Raw genomic sequence first — 21,394 nt, forward strand, 5'->3', positions numbered from 1 at the left:
GCTCCGCAGTGAGTGGAGTGCCCAGCGTAGGTCCTGCCCGGTTGCGATCGGGCAGGGGCCAGGTGAAGGCGGCATGCGAGCACCCGCAGGATTACTGCGCACGGTCTTTACGAGAGTGCGCCCGAACCACACGGCATGCAGCGCTCCTTCTTGGACTGGATGTCTGCAGCGGTCTTCGCCAGTGCCTCGTAGCGCTGGCGAATCTCCTCAAGATGCGCCGGCTCCATCGACTCCAGGTTCAACAGCTCCTGGTTGGCGTCCTTGCTGACCCGGATCAGTTCATCCAGCTTGATGTGCAGCGCGGCCGTATCGGCGTTCTGCGTGTGCTGGATCAGGAACACCATCAGGAAGGTCACGATGGTCGTTCCCGTATTCACCACCAGCTGCCACGTGTCATTGAAGTGGAAGGCCGGCCCGCTCGCGGCCCAGGTGATGATCACACCCAGCGCCGCGACGAATGCCCCCCAGGCTGCCGGACAATCGCGCCGTCGCGGCCGCGACACGGGCGAAGCTGTGCCGCATCACGCGTCACCTCCCGCGGCCTCCTCATCCGTGCGGCGATCTGGCAGCCTGACCCGCTCACCCAGGCGCTTGGCCTGCTCGTCCGGCGTGGGCGCAGCGACGAAGGGAGAGATCGGATCACTGGCTGGGAAGGTTTCCTGCAGCGCTTCGTCATGATTGCGGTGGTTGTGCAGCTTTGCCTGCAGCGGGCTGACAGGATCGGGGCGCTGCACTTCCGTGTCCGGATGGGGGAGGTCTTTCTGATCACGTTGCATGGGGTATCTCCAGGTTGATCACCACCTCGCAGGTGGCGGGCCCAGCATAGGAATGCGTTGTGAGCGGCCCCATCAAGGGTGGGGCAAGGTGGCGTCAATCCTTCAGGCAACGCGCGTTAACAATCGGCGGGGCGGCGCGGACTGCGTCGGCCATGGCGTTCTGATTCGGCACGTGGCTGCGCGCCCCCTCACGCCATTCACCCCGCAGCAGCGAGAATGGCCTACCGGGCGCACCATGCTCGATCCGCCCACCGAATGCAGGAATGCTGAGATGTCCAACACCCCCTTTGGCGAGTCGTCATGTGCTGCCGCAGCCAGCGGCTGCATCGAGGTCCGCGGTGCGCGCGAGCACAACCTGAAGAATGTCGACGTCTCCATTCCACGCAATGCGCTGGTGGTGTTCTCCGGCGTGTCCGGGTCCGGCAAGTCCTCGCTGGCCTTCGGCACGGTCTTCGCCGAAGCGCAGCGGCGCTACTTCGAATCCGTTGCACCCTACGCGCGTCGCCTGATCGATCAGGCCGGCGTGCCCGACGTGGATGCCATTGACGGGCTGCCACCGGCGGTCGCCCTGCAGCAGCAACGCGGTGCCAGCAATGCGCGCTCATCGGTGGGCAGCGTGACGACGTTGTCCAGCCTGGTGCGCATGATGTACTCGCGGGCAGGGGCCTACCCGGCCCACCAGCCCATGCTGTACGCCGAAGACTTCTCGCCCAACACCCCACAGGGTGCCTGCAGCACCTGCCACGGTCTGGGGCACGTCTATGAGGTGACCGAAGCGCTGATGGTGCCGGACCCGTCGTTGAGCATCCGCGAGCGCGCCATCGCCTCCTGGCCACCGGCATGGCATGGCCAGAACCTGCGCGACATCCTGGTCACGCTGGGCTATGACGTCGATGTGCCGTGGAAGAAGCTGCCGAAGAAGGACCGGGACTGGATCCTGTTCACCGAGGAAACGCCCACGGTGCCGGTCTATGCCGGCTTCACGCCGGCCGAGACCCGCGCCGCGCTCAAGCGCAAGCTGGAGCCCAGCTACATGGGCACGTACACCGGCGCACGCCGCTACGTGCTGCACACCTTTGCCAACACCCAGAGCGCGCTGATGCGCAAGCGTGTTTCCCGCTACATGGAAGGTCGCCTGTGCCCCGCGTGCCAGGGAAAGCGCCTGAAGCCGGAAGCGCTTTCGGTCACCTTCGCCGGCGTGGACATCGGCGAGTTCCTGCGGCTGCCGCTGGACCAGCTGGCGGCCTTGCTCGAGCCCATCGCGCAGGGCGACTTCAGTGCACACAGCCACGGTGCGCGTACCAGCAGGCGTGCAACGCCCCGCGATCGCGCCAAGCGGGCAGCAAGTGGCCGCGTGACCCACGAAGGCGCCCCCGACGTGCGCCTGACCTCAGCCCTGTCAGAGGAAAAGCGCCTGGCGGCGCAACGGCTCGCGGGCGGGGTCATGGCGCGGGTACGGCAACTTCGCGAGCTCGGCCTGGGCTATCTCTCGCTGGATCGCGCCACGCCCACGCTGTCGGCCGGCGAACTGCAGCGCCTGCGCCTGGCCACGCAGCTCAGCTCGCTGCTGTTCGGCGTGCTGTACGTGCTCGACGAACCGTCGGCCGGCCTGCATCCGGCCGACAGCCAGGCGCTGTACGACGCGCTGGAACGGCTGCGCGACGGCGGTAACTCGGTGTTCGTTGTTGAACACGATCTGGAGCTGATGCGCCGCGCGCAGTGGCTGGTGGATGTGGGCCCGCAGGCAGGGGAACATGGCGGACGCGTTCTCTACAGTGGCGAGCCCGACGGCCTGCGCAACGTTCAGGATTCGCGCACGGCGCAGTACCTGTTCGACCGGGTGCCCGCGCCGGCCAGCCGGCAGCGCAGTGCCAACAGCTGGCTGGCGCTGAAAGGCATTCACCGCCACAACCTGCACGGTGTGGATGCGCAGGTGCCGTTGGGGTTGCTGACTGCAGTGACCGGCATTTCCGGATCGGGCAAATCCAGCCTGATGGCGCAAGCGCTGCCCGAGCTGATGCTGCTGCACCTCGGGTATGAGACGGCAGACGACAGCGCCGACAGCGCACCTGCCGAAGGACCCACCGTAATCGAAGCAACGCGGGGCCAGCTGGCCGGCGACGTGGACGCCATCCAGCGCGTGGTGCAGGTGGACCAGAAGCCCATCGGCCGCACGCCACGCTCCAACCTGGCTACCTACACGGGCCTGTTCGACCACGTGCGCAAGCTGTTCGCCGCGACACCCGACGCGCGCCGTCGCCGATTCGATGCGGGCCGCTTTTCGTTCAACGTAGCCAAGGGGCGATGCGAGACCTGCGAAGGCGAGGGTTTCGTCAGCGTCGAACTGCTGTTCATGCCCAGCGTCTATGCGCCGTGCCCCACCTGTCACGGCGCCCGCTACAACGAGGCCACGCTGAAGGTGCAGTGGAACGGCCGCAACATTGCCGAGGTGCTGCAGATGACGGTGGACCAGGCCCATGCGTTCTTCGCCGAAGAAGAGGCCATCGCCCGCCCGCTGCAGTTGCTGCAGGAGATCGGCCTGGGCTACCTGCGGCTGGGCCAGCCGGCCACGGAGCTTTCAGGGGGTGAGGCGCAACGCATCAAGCTGGCCACAGAACTGCAGCGCAGCCAGCGTGGGCGCACGCTGTACGTACTGGACGAGCCCACCACCGGCCTGCATGCATCAGACGCGGACAGGCTGCTGGTGCAGCTTCAGCGGCTGGTGGACGCAGGCAACACGGTAGTGATGATCGAGCACGACATGCGTTCTGTCGCACAGGCGGACTGGGTGATCGACGTCGGCCCGGGCGCAGGCAGCGCGGGCGGCACCATCGTGGCGGCGGGGCCACCGCATCAGGTGGCCCGCGCCAAGGGCAGCAGGACGGCACCGTTCCTTGCGCGCGAGCTGGCTCCACTGTAGAGCCGAGCCATGCTCGGCTATCGATCTCCAGCGCCGGAAGTCCAGCATCCAGGCCGCGCCTTTCAACAGAAAGCGGGCTCCGGCGCCTTGCCGAAGCCCGCGTTGCTCACTTCTCCTGCAGGAACGTCAGCAGGTCCTGGTTGACCTTGTCCTTGTGGGTGTCGGTCAGGCCGTGCGGCGCACCCGGGTAGACAATCAGCTTTGCGCCCTTGATGAGCTTTGCCGATTGGCGGCCTGAGATGTCGATCGGCACGATCTGGTCGTCGTCACCGTGAATGATCAGGGTGGGCACATCGAATTTCTTCAGGTCTGCGCGGAAATCGGTGGCCGAGAACGCAGCGATCGAGTCGTAGGTGTTCTTGTGGCCGCCCTGCATGCCCTGCGCCCACCACGCATCGATCAGCCCCTGCGACACCTTCGCGCCCGGGCGGTTGAAGCCGTAGAAGGGGCCCGACGGGATGTCCTTGTACAGCTGCGCGCGGTTATCCATCTGTGCCTTGCGGATGCCATCGAACACTTCGATCGGCAGGCCGTTCGGGTTGTCGGCGGTCTTCAGCATGAACGGCGGTACCGAGCTGATCAGCACGGCCTTCTTCACCCGCCCGGTGCCATGCCGTCCGATGTAGCGCGCCACTTCGCCGCCACCGGTGGAGAAGCCCACCAGGGTCACATCGTGCAGGTCCAGCGTATTGATCACCGTGGCCAGGTCATCAGCGTAGTGATCCATGTCGTTGCCATCCCACGGCTGGCTGGAACGGCCGTGGCCGCGACGGTCATGGGCAATGACGCGGTAGCCGTGGTTGGCCAGGAAGATCATCTGCGATTCCCAGCTGTCCGAGTTCAACGGCCAGCCGTGGCTGAAGGTCACGACCGGGCCGTTCTTCGGGCCCCAGTCCTTGTAGTACAGCTGCACGCCATCGGCGGTGGTGATGTAGCTGGCGGTGCGCGCGATGCTGGTGACTGCCGCCGGCGTGGCCGGTTCGGCGGCCTGCGCGGACAGGCCGGCCTGGACCGAGAGGGCGAGGGTGGCAACGGCCAGGGTACGGGCGAAGGTGTTCATGCGGGAACTCTCATGGGTGGGTGGTGAGACGTACTTTGCGCCTGCAATCAGGCATCTGGGATATGACAAGTCCGAATTTCTTGATAGATCGTCCTGATTGCACGGACCCACAGTGGGGTCGACTGGATGATCATCCGAAGCTGCCCGACCTGGGCCTGCGCACTACCGAACGAGCCAGAGGCGCTTGCAATGGTGACATTGCAGCCGGTTCCGCATTGCTTCCCGGAACGCAACATGACGTACCCCTTCACGGCGCTACCGCACCTGCGGCGTGCTGCCTAGGCTGATCCCACACGGTACCTGCCGTGTTCCGGGCCCATTGCCCGCGCAGTGGCCCGTCTTCCCATGAACTCCGCAGCGCTGGCCTGCCAGGCAACCGTGCCCTGGCAATGCCACTGCCTGCGCCATGGGCAAGTGCCCGGATTCGTTCGCGCCAGCCTTGCATTGCTGCCCGCCCAACGCCTCTTCGTGGAGATCCCTCATGTTCAGTATGGAAAACACCGCCGCGCCCATTGCTCCCGCCCTCGATGAACTGGTGCCCTCGCGCTACGCCCTGAAAGTGGGCGAGGTCGAAGTGCTGGTGATCAGCGATGGCGTCCTGCCGTTGCCCACCCAGATGCTCGGCCACAACGTACCGGCGGCCGACCGTGCCCAATGGTTCGAAGAGATGTACCTGCCGCAGGATGCCTTCGACTGGGCATTGAACGTGATGGTGGTGCACAGCGGTGATCGCACCATCCTCATCGATGCCGGCCTGGGCATGGACCCGGACCTGCAGCTGCCGCGCGCCGGCCAGCTGATCCGTCGCCTTGGTGCTGCCGGTATCAACCTGGGCGAGATCACCGATGTGGTGATCACCCACATGCACATGGACCACGTCGGCGGCCTGCTGGTCGAAGGCGTAAAGGAACAGCTGCGCCCGGACCTGAAGATCCACGTCGCAGCCGCGGAAGTGGAGTTCTGGAAGTCGCCGGACTTCAGCCGTACCAACATGCCGCAGGGCTTCCCCGATGCACTGCGCGCCACGGCCAAGCACTTCTGGGCCGAGTACAGCAGCTATGTGTACACCTTCCAGGACGAACAGCAGATCGCGCCGGGCGTGACGGCCCGCCGTACCGGCGGGCATACCCCGGGCCACTGCGTGGTGCGCGTAGCGTCCGCGGGGCAGGCCCTGACCTTTGCCGGTGACGCGGTGTTCGCGGTCGGCTTCGACCAGCCGAACTGGCACAACGGTTTTGAGCACGATCCGGAGGAATCCGCACGCGTTCGCATCGCTCTGCTGAAGGAACTGGCCGGCACCGGCGAAATGCTGGTGGCCACGCATCTTCCGTTCCCGTCAGTGGGCCGGGTGTCGCTGGACGGCGAGACGTTCCGCTGGGTGCCGGTGTTCTGGGACTTCTGATCGGATCCTGCGGATACAGCGCAAGCAGGAGTTTTCGACGGGGCGCATCGGCGCCCCGCTCGAATCCCGCAAGGGCGGCCGACAACAGACCCCATCCCTACCCGGGGAACTACTGGATGGCGGTAGGGCGAGCCAACCGCTGCAGCTTGTGCGGGTTGCGCTGCACCAGGACCTGCGTGATCCGCTCGCCATCGGTCTCGAAGGCCATCGCCGCCTCCAGCACGCCATCGAAATAGCGCAGCAGTCCCAACCGTCCATTGAGCATGGCCGGTACCATCCGCAATTGCGCGCTGCGCCGCAGGTGCGGGGCATACAGCAGCTGGGCAATGCGCGCGCCGCCGAGCATCGGCCCGGGGAAGCTGGTGACGATACCGCCGCCGTCACCCACCAGCTCGGCCGATTCGGCCATCAACGCCTTCATCGTGCGGAAATCTCCACTGGATGCAGCCTCGGCGAAGCGGCGCAGCAGTTTCTGGTGCGCGTCCTGCGGGACGTTGTAGCGCGGGCGCTCCTGCCTGAGCTGACGGCGCGCGCGATGCACGATCTGCCGGCAGGCGGCTTCCGTCTTGTCCAGTGTGCGCGCGACCACCGCGTAATCCTGATCGAACACATCGTGCAGCAGGAAGGCCGCACGCGCATCCGGGGCCAACCGTTCCAGCACACTGAGGAAAGCGACCGACAGATCGCTGGCGGTTTCCAGCACGTACTCAGGCGTGGCGGTGTCATCGGTCAGCAGCGGCTCGGGCAACCACATGCCCACATAGTGTTCGCGCGCATGCCGGGCCAGGCGCAGGCCATCAATGGCGCGACGGGTGGTGGTCGCCACCAGCCAGGCTTCCGGATTCTCGATCTGTGACTGGTCGGCGCCATGCCAGCGCAGCCAGACATCCTGCACCACGTCTTCGGCTTCGTGCGAAGACCCGAGCATGCGGTAGGCCACGCCGAACAGGCGTGGGCGGAGGCGTGAGAACAGCGCAGTGGATTCGTCCATGCCAGCGTAGACGGGACAGGTCCCCGGATTGTGACACCCGGGAACCTGTCGTTGGTGCCAGCGCCGGACGTGCAATCAGTGCGGCGGCAGCACCGCCGGCTTGCCGATGTCCTTGATCAGGAACACCACGAATTTCGCCGGCTCGGTAGCGCTGGCGTTGCGGCCTACGGTGTGCAGATCGGCCGGGCCTTCATGGAAGGCCTCGCCCGGGCCAAGGGTGACCTCCTTGCCGCCGGCCACACCCATCACGATCCGTCCTTCCAGGACGTAGACGAAGCCATGGGCATCGTGGCGGTGGACAGGATCAGCACCACCGGGCGGGTACTCCACGGTAAGGATCAGCGCTTCCTTGCCGGGCTGCTCCGGCAGGGCGCGGCTCATCACCTCGCGCACCAGGGGCTCGGGCGCAGCAGGGGGCGGGGTGGCGGCAGCGCCGCACAGTGGCAGCAGCGCAAACAGGGCCAGAACAGAACGACGCATGGCAGGTCTCCAGGGCGGTAGACGAGGGCCGCGGCATGGGGCAGCGGCGGGAGGGTCAGGCCAGACCGGCCTTGTCCAGGCCGAAGGCCGCGTCCAGCGTGCCGGGCGTGGTACGGAAGGCAACGTTGGCGCGGTTCCATGCGTTGATCGCCATCACCGCGTGGGTGAGGTCGACAATTTCCTGATCGGACAGCTGGCCGCGCACACGCGCGTACAGCTCGTCGGGCACACCCTGCGCCGGCAGCTGGGTCAGTACTTCGGTCCAGGCCAGGCAGGCGCGCTCGCGCGGGCTGAACAGCGTCGATTCACGCCATGCCGCCAGGTGATGCAGGCGCAGTGGGCGCTCACCACGCAGGGTGGCCTCCTTCACGTGCATGTCCAGGCAGAAGCCACAGCCGTTGAGCTGCGATGCACGGATGTTGGCCAGATCGATGATGGCCGCTTCGATCGAGGCGGTGTGGGCGGCATGCGAGTACAGGCCGAGCTTCTTGAACAGTTCGGGGGATTGCGCGGCGTAATCCAGGCGTGCGGTCATGGTGTGTTCCTGTAGCGTGTGAAGGGCACAGCGAGGCTAGGCCTGCATTCGCAATGCCGGTAGGCGGGGGCCGGGCCGCACGCTGTTGCATGAAAATCACCAATGTCCTGTCACAGCGGTCGATGCTAGGCCGTCTGCCGGGCATGGACACCTCATCGCACCTGCGCACCGCATCGCGCCCTGCCAGCGAACAGGTCTGGCAGGCCTTCCTCACCGCATTGCGCGAATTGCCGCCCGATGCACGTGCGGTACTGTTGCTGCACGACGTGCTGGGCGCCGGATTCGAGGACATCGTGCCCCTGCTGGCGCTCGATCTTGCCGCGTGCAGGCAACGGTTGGCGCTGGCGCGGAGCCACCTGCACGCACAACGTGCCCGCCTGGAGCCAGGCCACCCATGAACGCCGCAACGACCCGCCCGGCCAGCGACGGCCACGATGCGCTCAATGCGTCCTTCTCCACCAGCTACGCCGGCGTGCTGGCCTTCATTGCAGTGGCGTCCGAGGGCAGCTTCGCGCGCGCGGCCGACCGCCTCGGCATCGGCCGCTCGGCCGTCAGCCGCAGCGTGCAGAAGCTGGAAAGCCAGCTCGGCGTGCGGTTGTTCCTGCGCACCACGCGCTCGACCACGCTCACCCGCGAAGGCGAGCTGTTCCTGGAAGGCTGCAACCCAGGCGTGACCTGCATCCTGCAGGCACTTGAGGAAATGCGCGACCTGCGCGAGGGCCCGCCGCGCGGGCACCTGCGTATCAGTGCCAGCCACGGCTTCGGCCGGCGGGTGATTGCCCCCCTGCTGGCAGCCTTCCGCGCCGAGTACCCGCAGGTCTCTGTAGAACTGCTGCTGGACGAGCAGGCCCCCGACCTGGCCGGTGACCGCATCGACGTGGCGTTTCGCGACGGCCTGCTGGAAGACAGCCAGGTGATCGCCAAGCAGCTTGTGCCGATGCAGCTGGTCGTATGTGCATCGACGGCGTACATGCAGGCGCACGGTCTACCGGTGTCGGTGGATGCGCTGTCCACACATGCCTGCATCGGGCGGCGCCTGCCGGGCGGACGCATGCAGCCCTGGGAATTCCGTGTCGACGGTGCCGAAGTGCACCTGCAGCCGCCGACCGCACTGGTGTTCAACGATGCCGACCTGGCCCTGCAGGCCGTCATCGACGGGCTGGGCATCGCCCAGCTGCCCAGCTATCAGGTGCGTGAAGCGCTGTGGGCGGGCAGGGTGGTGACCTGCCTGGATCGGCATGCGCCGCTCGATCGCGGCCACTACCTGTGCTACCTCAGCCGCCGCCAGCTGCCCAAGCGCGTGCGGGCCTTCATCGACTTCAGCACGCAGCGGGTGCGTGCGCTCGAACTGGATGTGATCTCGCACTGGGAAGCACGCCAGCAGGCCACCCCTCTGAAGCCAAGCGCACAGCCTGCCTGGGCCTGAGCGCACTGGTGCGTGCCGGGCAACAGTGCGCGGCCCGTCACGGACCTACTGCCTCGCGCCCGCGCCACCTACGATGCCTGCGCCCGGCCACACCCCGGTAGCCCCTTCACATTCCAGGAGACACGCAATGAAGTTCCTCGTCATCGGTGGTACCGGCCGCATCGGCAGCAAGGTGGTGGAGCGCCTGCGCGTAGCCGGGCATGCGGTCGTGGTGGCAGCGCCATCCACCGGGGTGGATGTGCTGACCGGCGAGGGCCTGGATGCCGCCATGGAGGGCGCCGACGTGGTGGTGGACCTGGCCAACTCGCCCTCGTTCGAAGATGCGGCTGTGCTTTCGTTCTTCGTAACCGCCGGCCATAACATCCTTTCCGCCGCCGCCCGTGCCGGCGTGCGCCACCAAGTCGCGCTTTCTGTTGTGGGCACCGACCAGCTGGCAGCCAGTGGCTATTTCCGCGGCAAGATTGCCCAGGAGCGGCTGATCCGCGACTCGGGCCTGCCGTACACCATCATCCATTCCACGCAGTTCTTCGAGTTCCTGCCGGGCATCATCCAGTCCGCCGGCGACGGTAGGGCCGTGCGGCTGCCGGCCGCCGACGTGCAGCCGATTGCCGCCGAGGATGTTGCCGAGGCGGTGGCACGCATCGCCCAGCGGCCGCCGGCCAATGGCGTGCTGGAAATCGCCGGGCCGCAGCGCAGCGCGATGGCGGATCTGGCCAGGCGATATCTGCAACTGACGGGTGATCCCCGGCAGGTCGTTGCGGATACCGAGGCGCTGTACTTCGGTGCGCCGCTGCAGATCGACACGCTGGTGCCGGTCGGACACGCGTGGCTGGGGCAGGTCGATTTCGAAGCCTGGCTGCAGCAGTCGGGCCTGTTGCAGCGGCAGCCTGCCTGAGCGGCGAATTGATCGCCTGCCGCAGCAGCGCTTGATGGAGCCGCGCAATGACCGAGCTGAAACCGCCTTCGCCCGCCATGCTGGACCGTTACCAGGGCGACGACGTGAAGCCGCTGTACACCGGCCGCGTGCGGGTGAGCGGAGGCCAGGCCCAGCACGGGCGGGCGTCCGGCGTCGTGCGATCGGACGACGGTGCACTGGCGGTGAACCTGCGCCTGCCGCCGGAACTCGGTGGGCCGGGCGGCGGCGCCAATCCCGAGCAGCTGCTGGCTGCGAGCTATGCCGGCTGCTTCCACGGTGCCCTGGTGCTGGTGGCCGCGCGTGCCGGCCTGCTGCTACACAATCCCAGCATCGAGGTGGCGGTCACCTTCGCCCGTGATCCGGCAGATGGGCTGTACCTGCTGTCGGCCGAGATCGTGGTACATCTTCCCGGCATGGATGAGAACCTCGCCTGCGAACTGGTGCGCAACACCGAACGCGTCTGCCCATACGCCAAGATGTTCCATCGTGGCATCAGCCATGCGGTGCATGTTCGGGTCGGCCCGCAGGCTCCGCCTCTGTAGAATCGAGCCATGCTCGACTCCGGGAAGGTCCTGGCCTGACGATTACACGGCTAGGCCGTATTCCGCCACAACCCAGCTCGGCTACGATGGTGGCGCCGGCAACCTGGCCGGCGGGGCAGGGGGCGCAATGGACATGCAGGCACGGGGCGGATTCGAACCGCCAGCAAAGACCGATTCGCAGGAACTCACGTTCCACTGGCTCTACCAGCGGGTGCAGGGGCTGGTTGAGCACAACATCTACCCCAAGGCGGGCAGGGTGGAGACGTGGGCGTTCCGCATCGGCGTGGGTGCGGCGATCATCGGCATTCTCATTGGTCAGCTTCCGGATCGATGGCTGCCTGTTGGCGCAGTGCTCCAGGTGGTGGTTGCCTGCCTGGCAATCGAAATCGGAGGGTTCATTGTCGGTGGCGTCCTGGCCGCCCGCAGGGGCATTCGCCAGTTCAGCCAGCCGCGGCTCTGGCACGCCCAGGAGATGGATGAGGACTTTGCCCACTGGCAAGCAGTGGTGAGCGAGCTTCGCGACTTCCCGCGCGTCCAGCGCGAGCGGCGACTCAAGTTCGTCAGCACCTTGCGCACGAACATGATTGAACGCATGGGCATGATGTATGGCGGCCTGCAGCGGCTGGGACCATTCCCGCTGTTGATTGCCCTCTACCTGCAGTTCCGTGGATGGAAATGGGGCGACTGGGCGGGCGCTTTCGATGTTGGATTGCTAGGCGCTCTGCTTATCTTCGCCATGGTGCTGCTGTACCTGCTGGGCTGGATGCTGATCGGCCTTCGCACCAGGCTCGATACCTACGTTGCCTTGTTGGAGGGCTCCATCCACGAGCCCGAGCCCTCCCAGTCAACGCCCTTGTAGCGTCGGGCCATCGACAGAACACCCGAATGGAATGGCACTGGAGTCTTCCTGAAGAGCGGGTGACCTTCATGAACGAGGGCAGCGTCAAATGACCATATTCAAGAAAACCGGTCTTCTCTTGTGCCTGGCGGGCGCAGGGTGGGTCAATGCGCAGGTGCCCCCTCAACCGGACAGGCCGAAAGTTGAGCTTGACGGGTCGATCGCAACGGATGGTGGCGCGGAGCTTGATGACGAGCAGTTACGCACGTTGATTGGGCGCGCAGATGCAGGCGACGCCGAGGCGGCGTTTCGACTTTCGCGCCACTTTGAGGGCAAAGGCGTGGCCGGCAACTCCCATATGTGGCTTGCCTATGCCGCAGCGCTGGGGCACCCGATTGCACAGTACAACGTGTTCTTCATGTTGAGGGACAAACAGGACTGTGAGTCATCCAGTGAGGCATACGCATGGCTCAAGAGTGCCGCGCTGAAGGGAGTGAAGGCCGCGCATTCCGAACTTGAGCAGGCGGCACGCATGGCGTCTCTGCGATGTGCCAGCAAGCGAGAGGAAGAGAGAAGCCATCTACCTACGAGGGAAGCGAGCGTGGCAACTCAGTCAAGCCCGCCGTAGTTGGCCTGCAGGCTGGGAATGAGTCCGGGTGTCCTTGAAAGAGCTCGATGCAGTCGATTTCTTCGGACCTACTACAACACGTTCTTCTAGGCACGCAGGCTGACTGCCTTGGTAGGGTCGTACATTTCGCCGACTTCACAGATCTGTACCCCGCAGATGGGCATAGTGGCCCTTCGGTAGTGTGAGCGCGTCCATCCAGCCACGGGGTTTCCCCGAACGCCAGGAGGTCACTGTGCCAAGTTGTGATGAAGGAATGAAGTTGACGCGTCGCCAGGTGATCGCTGGCGGCGTCACGACCGTGGCGATGTCCGCCGCACCGGGGGCATCATCGCTCGCCGCCGAACTGGCGGCGCCCCCGCCGCCCAGGCCGCCGGTCATCAGCACGGTGGCCTTGACCGTCAACGGCGAGCGGCGGGAGCTCGAGCTCGACACCCGGACCACGCTGCTTGATGCCCTGCGCGAACATCTGAAGCTGACTGGAACGAAAAAGGGCTGCGACCACGGTCAATGCGGCGCCTGTACCGTGCTGGTCAACGGTGAGCGCATCAATGCCTGCCTCAGCCTGGCGGTACAGCACCAGGGCGATGCCATCACCACCATCGAAGGCCTCGGAACTCCCGATGACCTGCATCCGATGCAGGCCGCCTTCATCAAGCATGATGGCTACCAGTGCGGGTATTGCACGCCGGGGCAGATCTGTTCGGCGGTGGCGGTACTGGACGAGATCAAGCGGGGTGTCCCCAGCCATGTACAGGCGGACGTCAGCGCACGTCCCCGCGCCACCAACATGGAAATGCGCGAACGCATGAGCGGCAACCTCTGCCGCTGCGGCGCCTATTCCAATATTGCCGAGGCGATGGCAGAGGTCGCTGGCGTGACCTCTGCAGGGAGGCGCGCATGAGGGCCTTCAGTTATGAACGCGCCAAATCCCCGGCCGAGGCCGCCAGGGCCGTCGCCGGTACCGAGGGCGCGAAATTCCTGGCGGGAGGGACCAATCTGCTCGACCTGATGAAGCTGGAGGTCGAGACGCCAGCGCACCTGGTCGATGTGCAGGACATCGGCCTGGACAGGATCGAACCCACCGACGAAGGCGGCCTGCGCATCGGCGCGCTGGTCACCAATACCGCACTGGCGTCGCATGAGCGCGTGCGCCGCGACTACGCGGTGCTGACCCGCGCGATCGTGGCAGGTGCCTCCGGGCAGTTGCGCAACAAAGCCACCACCGGCGGCAACCTGCTGCAGCGCACGCGTTGCCCGTATTTCTACGATCCCAATCTGCCCTGCAACAAGCGCCTGCCCGGATCCGGCTGCGGCGCACTCGAGGGGTTCTCCCGGCAGATGGGCGTGATCGGCACCTCGGACAGCTGCATCGCGACCTATCCGGGCGACATGGCGGTGGCCCTGCGGGTGCTGGACGCCTCGATCCAGACCGTCAGGGGTGACGGCAGTACGCGCAGCATCCCGATTGCCGATTTCCATCGTTCCCCCGGCGACAAGCCGCAGCAGGACAACGTGCTGCAGCGCGGTGAGCTGATCACCCACGTCACGCTGCCACAACCCCTGGGCGGTCGGCACGTGTACCACAAGGTACGTGACCGCGCGTCCTATGCGTTCGCACTGGTGTCCGTCGCCGCGGTCGTGCAGCGTGACGGCTCGGCGCGGTTCGCCTTCGGTGGGGTCGCGCCGAAGCCGTGGCGCGTCGAGGCAGCCGAACCGCTGCTGCGCGACGGCGTAAAGGCCGCGACCCGGCAGGTGTTCGCCGGTGCCCGCCCGACGCGGGAGAATGCATTCAAGATCGCGCTCGCCGAGCGCACCCTCGCGGCGGTGCTGGTGGAAGGAGAGCGCTGATGCCCCTTGAATTCAACGCCCCCGCCGGCGACAACCTGTTCGACAAGGCCAAGGTCGTCGGCAAGTCGACGCCGCGCATCGACGGCCCACGCAAGACCACCGGTACCGCCCCCTATGCCTACGAGCGCCATGACGTGGCGCCGAACCAGGCCTACGGCTACATCGTCGGTGCGGGCATCGGCAAGGGGCGCATCATTTCGATGGATGCCTCCCGCGCACGTGCCGCGCCCGGCGTACTGGCGGTCATCACCGCACCGGAAACCAAGCCGGTCGGCAAATCGAACTGGAACAATGCACCGTTGTTCGGCGGAGCCGAGGTGGCCCACTACCACCAGGCCATCGCCTGCGTGGTGGCAGAGACCTTCGAGCAGGCCCGCGCCGCCGCGGCGCTGATCCGCACCCGCTACGAGCGCAGCAAGGGCCGCTTCGATTTCCCGGCCCTGGCACCGTCCGCGCCGCTGGCAAAGGGGCGTGACGGCAAGCCCGACCGGCAGGCGCTGGGCGATTTCGACACTGCCTACGCGAGCGCCGCGGTCAAGCTCGACGAGACTTACCACACCTCCGACGAAAGTCATTCGATGATGGAGCCGCACGCCACCATCGCCGCCTGGGAGGGTGACACGCTCACGCTGTGGACGGCGAACCAGATGATCGACTGGGCCAGGCAGGGCATGGCGGCGATCCTCGGCATCGATCCTGCCAAGGTGCGCGTGGACTCGCCCTATATCGGCGGCGGCTTCGGCGGCAAGCTGTTCATCCGTGCCGACGCGGTACTGGCCGCGCTGGCGGCCAAGCAGGTCGGGCGTCCGGTGAAGATCGCGCTGCAACGCCCGTTGATGCCCAACAACACCACGCACCGGCACGCCACCCTCCAGCGCGTGCGGATCGGCTGCGGAAAGGATGGCCGGATCTCCGCCATCGCCCACGAGAACTGGTCGGGCAACATCAACGGCGAGGACGGCGAAAACGGCACCCTGCAGACGCCCAAGCTCTATGCGGGCGCCAACCGCCTGGTGGCCAACTACATCGCCACGCTCGACATGCCCGAAGGCAATGCGATGCGCGCACCAGGCGAAGCACCGGGCCACATGGCGCTGGAAGTGGCGATGGACGAAATGGCCGAGAAGCTGGGCCTCGACCCGATCGCGTTCCGCATCCTCAACGAGCCCGAGGTGGTACCCGGCGATCCGTCCAGGAAGTTCTCCGACCGCAACCTGGTGCGCTGCCTGCGCGAAGGCGCGGAGCGCTTCAACTGGAACAAGCGCAACCCCAGGCCGGCGCAGGTCAGGGAAGGGGACTGGCTGGTCGGCATGGGCGTGTCTGCGGGCTATCGCGGCGCACCGACGATGAAGTCGGCAGCGCGGGTCCGGCTTGACGGCCAGGGCGGGGTGATTGTGGAGACCGACATGACCGACATCGGCACCGGCTCCTACACGATCATCGCGCAGACGGCAGCCGAGACCATGGGCGTGCCGCTGGATCGGGTCCAGGTAACCCTCGGCGACTCCCGTCATCCCGCCTCCGCCGGTTCCGGCGGCCAGTGGGGCGCGGCAAGCTCCACCGCAGGCGTGTACGCGGCGTGCGTCAGCCTGCGCCGCAAGGTGGGCGAGAAACTGGGCTTCGACGGCGACACCGCAGACTTCGCCAATGGCCACATCCAGGCGGGTGGGCGGACCATCAAGCTGGCGGAGGCGGGGACACTGTCGGCGGAGGACGGCATTGCCTTCGGCGACTTCAAGCAAGGCTACGACGTCGGCACCTATGCAGGGCATTTCTGCGAGGTCGCCGTGCATGCCTACACGGGAGAGACGCGCATCCGCCGCATGCTTGCCGTATGCGATGGCGGCCGGATTCTCAATCCGCTGTCCGCACGCAGCCAGGTCATCGGCGGAATGGTGATGGGTGCGGGCGCGACCCTGATGGAGGAGCTGGTGGTCGACAATCGGCTGGGCTTGTTCATCAACCATGACCTGGCCGGCTACGAGGTTCCCGTGCACGCCGACATCCCGTACCAGGAAGTGGTCTTCCTCGACACGCTGGATCCGGTGATCTCGCCGATGAAGGCCAAGGGTGTGGGTGAACTGGGCATCTGCGGGGTCGGCGCCGCGATCGCCAATGCGGTCTACAACGCAACCGGCGTGCGCGTGCGCAACTATCCCATTACCTTGGACAAGCTGCTGCCCGGCTTGCCCGACGTGGGCTGACCCTTGCGCATGGACCGACCCGCAGCCTCGCCCACTCTGGAGGCCTCCGCCGCAGGCGGAGGGGAGCCCTGCGATCTTGCCGAGCACCTGTCGGCAGCGCCGGGCTTCCTCGCCGAAGGCAGCCCGCGCGGCGTGCTCGAGACGGCCTTGACGCGCGTGCGCGCGGGCGAGCACGCCGTGCTCGCGCTGGTGCTGGAAACCGATGGCTCCACCTACGCCGGTGCCGGCGACATGGTGCTGTTCTGCAACGGCGGCCAGGTCGGCTGGCTGAGCGGCGGATGCCTGGAGCCCGAGCTCGCGCGACGCGCGGAGCAGGTGAGCGCGGCAGGGCGGGTCGACTGGATCGAGATCGACACCCGCAGTGACGACGACCTGTTGAGTGGGTCCGCGCTCGGCTGCCGCGGCCGGCTGCGGATTGCGCTCCTGCCATTGCGTGCCATGGCAGGCATCGACGACGTCATCGAGGCTTGGTTGCGCGAGGGTGTGTCACTCCAGCGCGACCTTCGTACGTCGGGGCAGGTCATTTTCCGTGCCGGCCATCACGAGCAGGCATGGCAGCTGCATCCGATGGACGGGGCGCAGCCCTTTGGCGAGGGTGCGTGGCGTTTGCCGTTGCCCCGGCTTCCGCGGGCCCTGGTGTTGGGGGGCGGTCCCGAAACGCCCTTGCTGGTTCCGTTGCTGCGGGGCCTGGGGTGGCGGGTCAGCGTGGCCGAACGGCGAGCGCGCTGGGCCTCAGCCGGGCAGTGCGCAGATGCGCATCTTCAGACCAGCCCGGCCGAGGCCCTTCATGGCGACCCGTGCGACGCGGTACTGGTGATGCATCACGATTTCGAACTGGACCGGGAGGCGCTGGTGGCCCTGGCCGATACCAAAGTCGCGTTCATTGGACTGCTGGGTCCGCGGCGAAGGCGCGAGGACCTGTTCAAGCTGCTGACACCGGATCAGCGCCAACGCCTGTCCCCGAGACTTCGATCACCGGTCGGCCTGGACATCGGCGGCCGAGGGCCAGAGGCGATTTCGCTCAGCATCGCCGCGCAGCTGCAGCAATGGCGAAGCGCGCACGGCAGGTGACTGACGCGCATGCGGTCGTCGTGCTGGCTGCCGGCGGGAGCACCCGACTTGGCCAGCCCAAGCAGCTTCTCACCCGGCAGGGCGAAACCCTGGTACATCGCGTGGTGCGGTTGGCGCGCGAGGTCGCGCCAGCGCAGGTGCTGGTCGTGGTCGGCGCGAACGCACAGGCCGTGACATCCAGCATTGCCGGGCTGGACGCCACTCCGGTAACCAACCACCATTGGGAACGCGGCCTGGCGAGCAGCCTGCAGGTTGCCAGCGCACACCTGCTGCCCACGGTGACTGCGGTGATGGTCGTGGCATGCGACCAGCCCGCAATCGAGTGCTCCCATCTGCAGGCGCTGCTTTCGGGGGCCCGCGTCTCGGCGTCAGGGTGCGCGGGTACCCGTCATGGAGACGCGCTTGGCATTCCTGCAGTTGTGCCGCGTGCATGGTTCAACGCTGCGGGTGCAACCGGTGACCGCGGCTTTGGAGCGCGCCTGCGGCAACTTCCTGTCGATACGGTGCATGTCCTACAGGCACCGGAACTGGGCCTGGATATCGATACGCCAGAAGATCTTGCGCGTGCGCGCGATGCGGGCTGGATCGATGCCCAGGTCGAGTCGCACGATCACGGTGCCAACGCCCGTCAAGCAGATGACTAGCGGCAGAGCCGGAGCCCGAACCCTCGCTGCCCGCAGCCCTGTAGAGTCGAGCCACGCTCGACTACGGCACGCCACATCGCGCCCCATCAGGCACATCACTGGCAAGAATCTGCAGCAACCGATCCAACAGAACAGGTTCCGGCACGCCAGCCAGTACCTGCTCGAGGTAATCCAACGGCTCCAACTGCCATTCGAGGAACGCCCGCAACCGCATAACGGCAGGCGCCCGCTGCTTCGCGTCCAGTGAGACCTGCAACAGCAGATGTTGCGAGCGCCTCTCCAGCCACAGCACGGGTATGCCTCGGCAATGAACCTGGAACTCGGCATCTCGATGCCGCTCAACGAACTGGAAGCCCTGTCGTGGCCGAGCCTCCACGAACTGCATGGCTTGGCGGCGCAACTGCAGAAAGCGATCGCCGGGGATGCTGTGGAAACCGATAGGCGAGGGCTTGGGCGGTGCCAGCCACTGCGTCTGTGCCGCAACCACCACCACAAGACAGAGCGCGGTGGCCGCCCAGCGCCACCAGGCCACTCAGCCCTCCGGATGCAGTCGGGTACTGGCGTGTGCGGTAAGGCCGATTCCGGCCATGATCAGGCCCTCCATCACGCGCGGGCCGACGTATTGCTCCAGTTCGCCGTTCTCGCGGGCGCGCTGCGCGGCCAGCAGGATCTCCAGCACCACCCGAAGACCCGCCAGCGAGCAGTCGGTGTCCGCCAGGGCGATGCGTCGGCCGGGCATCTGATGGCGTTCCGGCCAGGGCTGGCCATCGGAGGCGGCGCCCGAGCCGATGCTGTGCAGCAGGGCGATGAGCGTGTTCGGGTCCAGTGCAGGGCCGTTGGCGGGCGCGTCGTGGATCGGGTGCGGGGTAGGGGAGTGGGGCTGGTTCATGGCAGGGCTCCTTGCGCGCATGCAGAAGCCGCCACCGATAAAGGTGGCGGACGGTGCGTGGTTCGAAACCCCGTGTGTGGATGACCGGGCAGGCGCAAGGCCTCCACGCACCGCCCGCCATAGCCGACTGACGGATTGCCAGCCGGCACCGCGCGAAGCAGTGCCGGCTGGCAAGTGCGAGCAACATCCACACAACCGGGGTTTCGAATCCCGACCACCGATGCACGGTGGCAGGGCAAGGAATACGCGGACCTATGCGTGATGCCAATGCAGTAGGGCTGATGACGTCACTACTTTCAACATTTTCAGAATCGTTGCATACGACGCAACCAAGCTGGAGCCTTGCGCTGCAACGCTATCGGCGATGTCGGTGGTGCAAGCCTAGCGAGTGTCGGCATCCGCCCGGCGAGGCTGTGAGCGAGGCGAATGCGACAGAATTGGCAACGGCTGCTAGGTCGTCACCAGCTCTTCAACGCGACCTTGGTCCGCTCCAACCAGGTGGCATTGTGGCTGCGCGCGTGGCGCGACCAGTGCCGGGCATCATCGATGATGCTGGCGAACAGACTGCGGGCCTGCTCGCGATCGTCGGGTTGCGGCTGCGCCATCAGCCATTCGGCGTAGAGGCAGCGAGCGGCCGCATCGTTTCCGCATTCCACGGCGCGCTCGAATGCGGCGCGGGCTCCGGGTGCTTGGGCGGCAGCCAGTGCCTGCGCGTAAAGCAGCGTCTGTTCCGGCTTGCGGCGCACGTCCGGATGGCGGGCGAACAGTCCGTCCAGCGTCTCCACCGCAAGCGCGGGCTGCCCGGAATCGAGGCGGGCACGCGCCAGACCGGTCAGGATGTAGGGATCGTCGCCCAGCGGCGAACTGGCTGCCTGCTCAAGCAGGGCTCTGGCCTCCTCGGCCTGGCCGGCATCCAGCAGCGTCATGCCCAGCCGAACCCGGTTCTGCACGGTCGGCGTGCGCGCCAGTTCGGTACGGGCGTTGCGAAGGTCCTGGCCCGGGTCCATGAGCTGCTTGGCGGAACGGACGACCTGCCGGGCGCCGCGCGAGTGACGGACTTCCGGAAAGTAGATCGCCAGGAAGTAGACGACGCTGCCGAGTAGCGGGAACGAGAACAGCAGGATAAGCCAATAGAGGCTCTGGCCCGAGCGGATGGCGTGCACCGCGAAGTAGATGGCTGCCAGTACGTGGAGTCCGATTCCGATATAGGGCATATGCGCCGCCTCGTCCTTGTGAGGGGTGGAACTATAGTGGGGGAGGGATGGGGCGCCAATGGGCGGGGTGATCGGGCGTGACGCGTCACGTTAATAGAGTGGATTCTGCAGAGCGGAGCGCAGCATGCCACTATGTGGCGGGGCTGCATCGATGGAAGGGGATACATGGAACGTACGCAGAAGACGCTAACGATGGCTGATGTTGCTGGATGGGGTTCGGCGCTCGTCACCTTTGGATTGATTCAAGGGGCTTTGTACCTAAAGGAGTATTGGGGGCACTTCGGCCTGGATCCCTTTCAGTTTGTTGCGGTGAGTGAGCTTGCACTGGCAGGGCTTGCTGGGATCGGCATGGTGTTATTTCTCATGCTGCTGGCCTCGCTGTTTGGCGGCTGGGTGGAGATGAAGGTCACGAGCGGCAGCTCCAAAAGCAAGCTGTTCGCATGGCTGTTTCCAGTGCTTTTCTTCACTGTCCTGGGGCTGCTGCTTTGGTGGTCAAACACGTGGCCTCTTCTGATAGGGGTTCTTCTAACGGTCATCTGTGCGTTGATCGTGCATCTTTCGCCGGTGGTGCCCACCGCAGTGAAAGATTCCCCTTGGCTGATCTACGCCTTGGTGATGCTGGTCTACGTCTCGATAGCGTCAAGCATGCTTGGCTCCCAGCGTGCCGAGAAGATTTCCTCTGGTGGCGGCAAGCACGTGACGGCTGTGACTGTTGATGGAAAGGTGCAGGGCGACCTAAGCCTGATTGGTCGTCTTGGTGACAGCTATGTGCTGTGGGACCCGGCGCGGAAGGCTACAGTGCTTGTGCCAGTTGGCGATGTTGGGAGGTTGGAGATTCTGCGAAAGGGTGTGATTCCTGTTCCGGCAGCCCAATAGGGTTGGATCTCGGCAAGCGCCAAGCTGAGAGTGGCAGTGCACGTCAGTACAGGGATAGCGATAAGGGATGTTTATCGAGGGTAGGGAAGATCAGGCGCTAGTAGTAGTCGAGGCGGGGCTGCAGGGCCGCCAGC

Annotated in this window: 22 protein-coding genes and 1 pseudogene; 14 read left to right on the forward strand and 9 right to left on the reverse strand. The window is 66.1% G+C overall.

Features of this window, described 5'->3' with window-relative positions; genetic code table 11:
- Positions 1 to 107 precede the first annotated feature (107 nt).
- Positions 108 to 525 (reverse strand): annotated as a pseudogene (locus AC5P74_RS09735) (low affinity iron permease family protein).
- Positions 522 to 776, reverse strand: a complete 255-nt coding sequence (locus AC5P74_RS09740; RefSeq protein WP_053496604.1) for a hypothetical protein — start codon at positions 774 to 776, stop codon at positions 522 to 524. Before AC5P74_RS09740 ends, AC5P74_RS09735 begins: the two are co-directional and overlap by 4 nt.
- A 271-nt stretch (positions 777 to 1,047) precedes the next feature.
- Between AC5P74_RS09740 and AC5P74_RS09745 the strand changes: the two genes are divergently transcribed.
- The gene (locus AC5P74_RS09745) at positions 1,048 to 3,696 is read left to right on the forward strand and encodes an excinuclease ABC subunit UvrA (RefSeq protein WP_495204889.1); all 2,649 of its coding nucleotides are present in this window, start codon (positions 1,048 to 1,050) and stop codon (positions 3,694 to 3,696) included.
- A 106-nt stretch (positions 3,697 to 3,802) separates the two neighbouring features.
- Here AC5P74_RS09745 and AC5P74_RS09750 read toward each other — a convergent pair whose 3' ends face one another.
- A complete protein-coding gene (locus tag AC5P74_RS09750; protein ID WP_372486413.1) occupies positions 3,803 to 4,756 on the reverse strand; it encodes an alpha/beta fold hydrolase in 954 nt (317 codons plus the stop codon).
- A gap of 481 nt (positions 4,757 to 5,237) precedes the next feature.
- Here AC5P74_RS09750 and AC5P74_RS09755 point away from each other — a divergent pair, with 481 nt between their 5' ends.
- A complete protein-coding gene (locus AC5P74_RS09755; protein ID WP_346607228.1) occupies positions 5,238 to 6,158 on the forward strand; it encodes an MBL fold metallo-hydrolase in 921 nt (306 codons plus the stop codon).
- Positions 6,159 to 6,267: 109 nt separating this feature from the next.
- Here AC5P74_RS09755 and AC5P74_RS09760 read toward each other — a convergent pair whose 3' ends face one another.
- The 3 genes from AC5P74_RS09760 to AC5P74_RS09770 all read right to left on the reverse strand — a co-directional run bounded on the left by AC5P74_RS09760 (position 6,268) and on the right by AC5P74_RS09770 (position 8,164).
- On the reverse strand, positions 6,268 to 7,149 hold the full coding sequence (locus AC5P74_RS09760) for an RNA polymerase sigma-70 factor (protein WP_053496607.1): 882 nt from the start codon (positions 7,147 to 7,149) through the stop codon (positions 6,268 to 6,270).
- Between the two features lie 75 nt (positions 7,150 to 7,224).
- A complete protein-coding gene (locus tag AC5P74_RS09765; protein ID WP_206620261.1) occupies positions 7,225 to 7,629 on the reverse strand; it encodes a cupin domain-containing protein in 405 nt (134 codons plus the stop codon).
- A 55-nt stretch (positions 7,630 to 7,684) separates the two neighbouring features.
- Positions 7,685 to 8,164 (reverse strand): carboxymuconolactone decarboxylase family protein, encoded by a 480-nt coding sequence (locus tag AC5P74_RS09770; RefSeq protein WP_053496609.1) that lies wholly within the window; start codon positions 8,162 to 8,164, stop codon positions 7,685 to 7,687.
- An 89-nt stretch (positions 8,165 to 8,253) separates the two neighbouring features.
- Here AC5P74_RS09770 and AC5P74_RS09775 point away from each other — a divergent pair, with 89 nt between their 5' ends.
- The 11 genes from AC5P74_RS09775 to AC5P74_RS09825 all read left to right on the forward strand — a co-directional run bounded on the left by AC5P74_RS09775 (position 8,254) and on the right by AC5P74_RS09825 (position 18,281).
- The gene (locus AC5P74_RS09775; protein ID WP_053496610.1) at positions 8,254 to 8,562 is read left to right on the forward strand and encodes a sigma factor-like helix-turn-helix DNA-binding protein; all 309 of its coding nucleotides are present in this window, start codon (positions 8,254 to 8,256) and stop codon (positions 8,560 to 8,562) included.
- Positions 8,559 to 9,590: a LysR family transcriptional regulator gene (locus AC5P74_RS09780; protein ID WP_206620259.1), complete on the forward strand. Its 1,032-nt coding sequence runs from the start codon at positions 8,559 to 8,561 to the stop codon at positions 9,588 to 9,590. Before AC5P74_RS09775 ends, AC5P74_RS09780 begins: the two co-directional genes overlap by 4 nt.
- A gap of 127 nt (positions 9,591 to 9,717) precedes the next feature.
- The gene (locus tag AC5P74_RS09785) at positions 9,718 to 10,485 is read left to right on the forward strand and encodes an SDR family oxidoreductase (RefSeq protein WP_070489204.1); all 768 of its coding nucleotides are present in this window, start codon (positions 9,718 to 9,720) and stop codon (positions 10,483 to 10,485) included.
- Between the two features lie 47 nt (positions 10,486 to 10,532).
- Positions 10,533 to 11,048, forward strand: a complete 516-nt coding sequence (locus tag AC5P74_RS09790) for an OsmC family protein (RefSeq protein WP_206620258.1) — start codon at positions 10,533 to 10,535, stop codon at positions 11,046 to 11,048.
- 127 nt (positions 11,049 to 11,175) lie between these two features.
- On the forward strand, positions 11,176 to 11,907 hold the full coding sequence (locus AC5P74_RS09795; protein ID WP_346607226.1) for a hypothetical protein: 732 nt from the start codon (positions 11,176 to 11,178) through the stop codon (positions 11,905 to 11,907).
- Between the two features lie 88 nt (positions 11,908 to 11,995).
- Positions 11,996 to 12,514: an SEL1-like repeat protein gene (locus AC5P74_RS09800; protein WP_206620256.1), complete on the forward strand. Its 519-nt coding sequence runs from the start codon at positions 11,996 to 11,998 to the stop codon at positions 12,512 to 12,514.
- A gap of 253 nt (positions 12,515 to 12,767) precedes the next feature.
- Complete coding sequence (paoA, locus tag AC5P74_RS09805) at positions 12,768 to 13,415, forward strand: aldehyde dehydrogenase iron-sulfur subunit PaoA (RefSeq protein ID WP_241885109.1); 648 nt, start codon at positions 12,768 to 12,770, stop codon at positions 13,413 to 13,415.
- A complete protein-coding gene (locus AC5P74_RS09810) occupies positions 13,412 to 14,362 on the forward strand; it encodes an FAD binding domain-containing protein (RefSeq protein WP_188247413.1) in 951 nt (316 codons plus the stop codon). The genes paoA and AC5P74_RS09810 overlap by 4 nt, the downstream gene beginning before the upstream one ends.
- Positions 14,362 to 16,566, forward strand: a complete 2,205-nt coding sequence (gene paoC / locus AC5P74_RS09815) for an aldehyde oxidoreductase molybdenum-binding subunit PaoC (RefSeq protein ID WP_495204890.1) — start codon at positions 14,362 to 14,364, stop codon at positions 16,564 to 16,566. Before AC5P74_RS09810 ends, paoC begins: the two co-directional genes overlap by 1 nt.
- A 9-nt stretch (positions 16,567 to 16,575) precedes the next feature.
- Positions 16,576 to 17,637: an XdhC family protein gene (locus AC5P74_RS09820; RefSeq protein ID WP_495204891.1), complete on the forward strand. Its 1,062-nt coding sequence runs from the start codon at positions 16,576 to 16,578 to the stop codon at positions 17,635 to 17,637.
- Entirely contained in the window at positions 17,613 to 18,281 is a 669-nt protein-coding gene (locus AC5P74_RS09825) for a nucleotidyltransferase family protein (RefSeq protein ID WP_495204892.1), read from the forward strand. The genes AC5P74_RS09820 and AC5P74_RS09825 overlap by 25 nt, the downstream gene beginning before the upstream one ends.
- A gap of 61 nt (positions 18,282 to 18,342) precedes the next feature.
- Here the strand turns inward: AC5P74_RS09825 and AC5P74_RS09830 are convergent, their stop codons facing one another.
- From AC5P74_RS09830 to AC5P74_RS09840, 3 genes are all read right to left on the reverse strand, one after another.
- The gene (locus tag AC5P74_RS09830) at positions 18,343 to 18,813 is read right to left on the reverse strand and encodes a hypothetical protein (RefSeq protein WP_495204893.1); all 471 of its coding nucleotides are present in this window, start codon (positions 18,811 to 18,813) and stop codon (positions 18,343 to 18,345) included.
- Positions 18,814 to 19,170 (reverse strand): hypothetical protein, encoded by a 357-nt coding sequence (locus tag AC5P74_RS09835; RefSeq protein ID WP_154330576.1) that lies wholly within the window; start codon positions 19,168 to 19,170, stop codon positions 18,814 to 18,816.
- Between the two features lie 458 nt (positions 19,171 to 19,628).
- Positions 19,629 to 20,384 carry a tetratricopeptide repeat protein gene (locus tag AC5P74_RS09840; protein WP_495204894.1) on the reverse strand — a complete coding sequence of 252 codons (756 nt, stop codon included), beginning with the start codon at positions 20,382 to 20,384 and terminating at the stop codon, positions 19,629 to 19,631.
- Positions 20,385 to 20,549: 165 nt separating this feature from the next.
- Between AC5P74_RS09840 and AC5P74_RS09845 the strand changes: the two genes are divergently transcribed.
- Positions 20,550 to 21,260: a hypothetical protein gene (locus tag AC5P74_RS09845; RefSeq protein ID WP_495204895.1), complete on the forward strand. Its 711-nt coding sequence runs from the start codon at positions 20,550 to 20,552 to the stop codon at positions 21,258 to 21,260.
- The last annotated feature ends 134 nt before the right edge of the window (positions 21,261 to 21,394 follow it).

It is taken from the genome of Stenotrophomonas sp. YJH_SMC_94-11 (assembly GCF_059370435.1).

What these genes read in the sequence shown, in the direction of transcription:
- AC5P74_RS09810 (WP_188247413.1), top strand. Translation starts at nt 13,412, where the DNA reads ATGAGGGCCTTCAGTTATGAACGCGCCAAATCCCCGGCCGAGGCCGCC.
- AC5P74_RS09745 (WP_495204889.1), top strand. Translation starts at nt 1,048, where the DNA reads ATGTCCAACACCCCCTTTGGCGAGTCGTCATGTGCTGCCGCAGCCAGC.
- AC5P74_RS09790 (WP_206620258.1), top strand. Translation starts at nt 10,533, where the DNA reads ATGACCGAGCTGAAACCGCCTTCGCCCGCCATGCTGGACCGTTACCAG.
- AC5P74_RS09780 (WP_206620259.1), top strand. Translation starts at nt 8,559, where the DNA reads ATGAACGCCGCAACGACCCGCCCGGCCAGCGACGGCCACGATGCGCTC.
- AC5P74_RS09775 (WP_053496610.1), top strand. Translation starts at nt 8,254, where the DNA reads ATGAAAATCACCAATGTCCTGTCACAGCGGTCGATGCTAGGCCGTCTG.
- AC5P74_RS09825 (WP_495204892.1), top strand. Translation starts at nt 17,613, where the DNA reads ATGGCGAAGCGCGCACGGCAGGTGACTGACGCGCATGCGGTCGTCGTG.
- AC5P74_RS09835 (WP_154330576.1), bottom strand. Translation starts at nt 19,170, where the DNA reads ATGAACCAGCCCCACTCCCCTACCCCGCACCCGATCCACGACGCGCCC.
- AC5P74_RS09795 (WP_346607226.1), top strand. Translation starts at nt 11,176, where the DNA reads ATGGACATGCAGGCACGGGGCGGATTCGAACCGCCAGCAAAGACCGAT.
- AC5P74_RS09760 (WP_053496607.1), bottom strand. Translation starts at nt 7,149, where the DNA reads ATGGACGAATCCACTGCGCTGTTCTCACGCCTCCGCCCACGCCTGTTC.
- AC5P74_RS09765 (WP_206620261.1), bottom strand. Translation starts at nt 7,629, where the DNA reads ATGCGTCGTTCTGTTCTGGCCCTGTTTGCGCTGCTGCCACTGTGCGGC.
- AC5P74_RS09800 (WP_206620256.1), top strand. Translation starts at nt 11,996, where the DNA reads ATGACCATATTCAAGAAAACCGGTCTTCTCTTGTGCCTGGCGGGCGCA.
- AC5P74_RS09840 (WP_495204894.1), bottom strand. Translation starts at nt 20,384, where the DNA reads ATGCCCTATATCGGAATCGGACTCCACGTACTGGCAGCCATCTACTTC.
- AC5P74_RS09770 (WP_053496609.1), bottom strand. Translation starts at nt 8,164, where the DNA reads ATGACCGCACGCCTGGATTACGCCGCGCAATCCCCCGAACTGTTCAAG.
- paoC (WP_495204890.1), top strand. Translation starts at nt 14,362, where the DNA reads ATGCCCCTTGAATTCAACGCCCCCGCCGGCGACAACCTGTTCGACAAG.
- AC5P74_RS09740 (WP_053496604.1), bottom strand. Translation starts at nt 776, where the DNA reads ATGCAACGTGATCAGAAAGACCTCCCCCATCCGGACACGGAAGTGCAG.
- AC5P74_RS09845 (WP_495204895.1), top strand. Translation starts at nt 20,550, where the DNA reads ATGGAACGTACGCAGAAGACGCTAACGATGGCTGATGTTGCTGGATGG.
- AC5P74_RS09820 (WP_495204891.1), top strand. Translation starts at nt 16,576, where the DNA reads ATGGACCGACCCGCAGCCTCGCCCACTCTGGAGGCCTCCGCCGCAGGC.
- AC5P74_RS09785 (WP_070489204.1), top strand. Translation starts at nt 9,718, where the DNA reads ATGAAGTTCCTCGTCATCGGTGGTACCGGCCGCATCGGCAGCAAGGTG.
- AC5P74_RS09755 (WP_346607228.1), top strand. Translation starts at nt 5,238, where the DNA reads ATGTTCAGTATGGAAAACACCGCCGCGCCCATTGCTCCCGCCCTCGAT.
- AC5P74_RS09750 (WP_372486413.1), bottom strand. Translation starts at nt 4,756, where the DNA reads ATGAACACCTTCGCCCGTACCCTGGCCGTTGCCACCCTCGCCCTCTCG.
- paoA (WP_241885109.1), top strand. Translation starts at nt 12,768, where the DNA reads ATGAAGTTGACGCGTCGCCAGGTGATCGCTGGCGGCGTCACGACCGTG.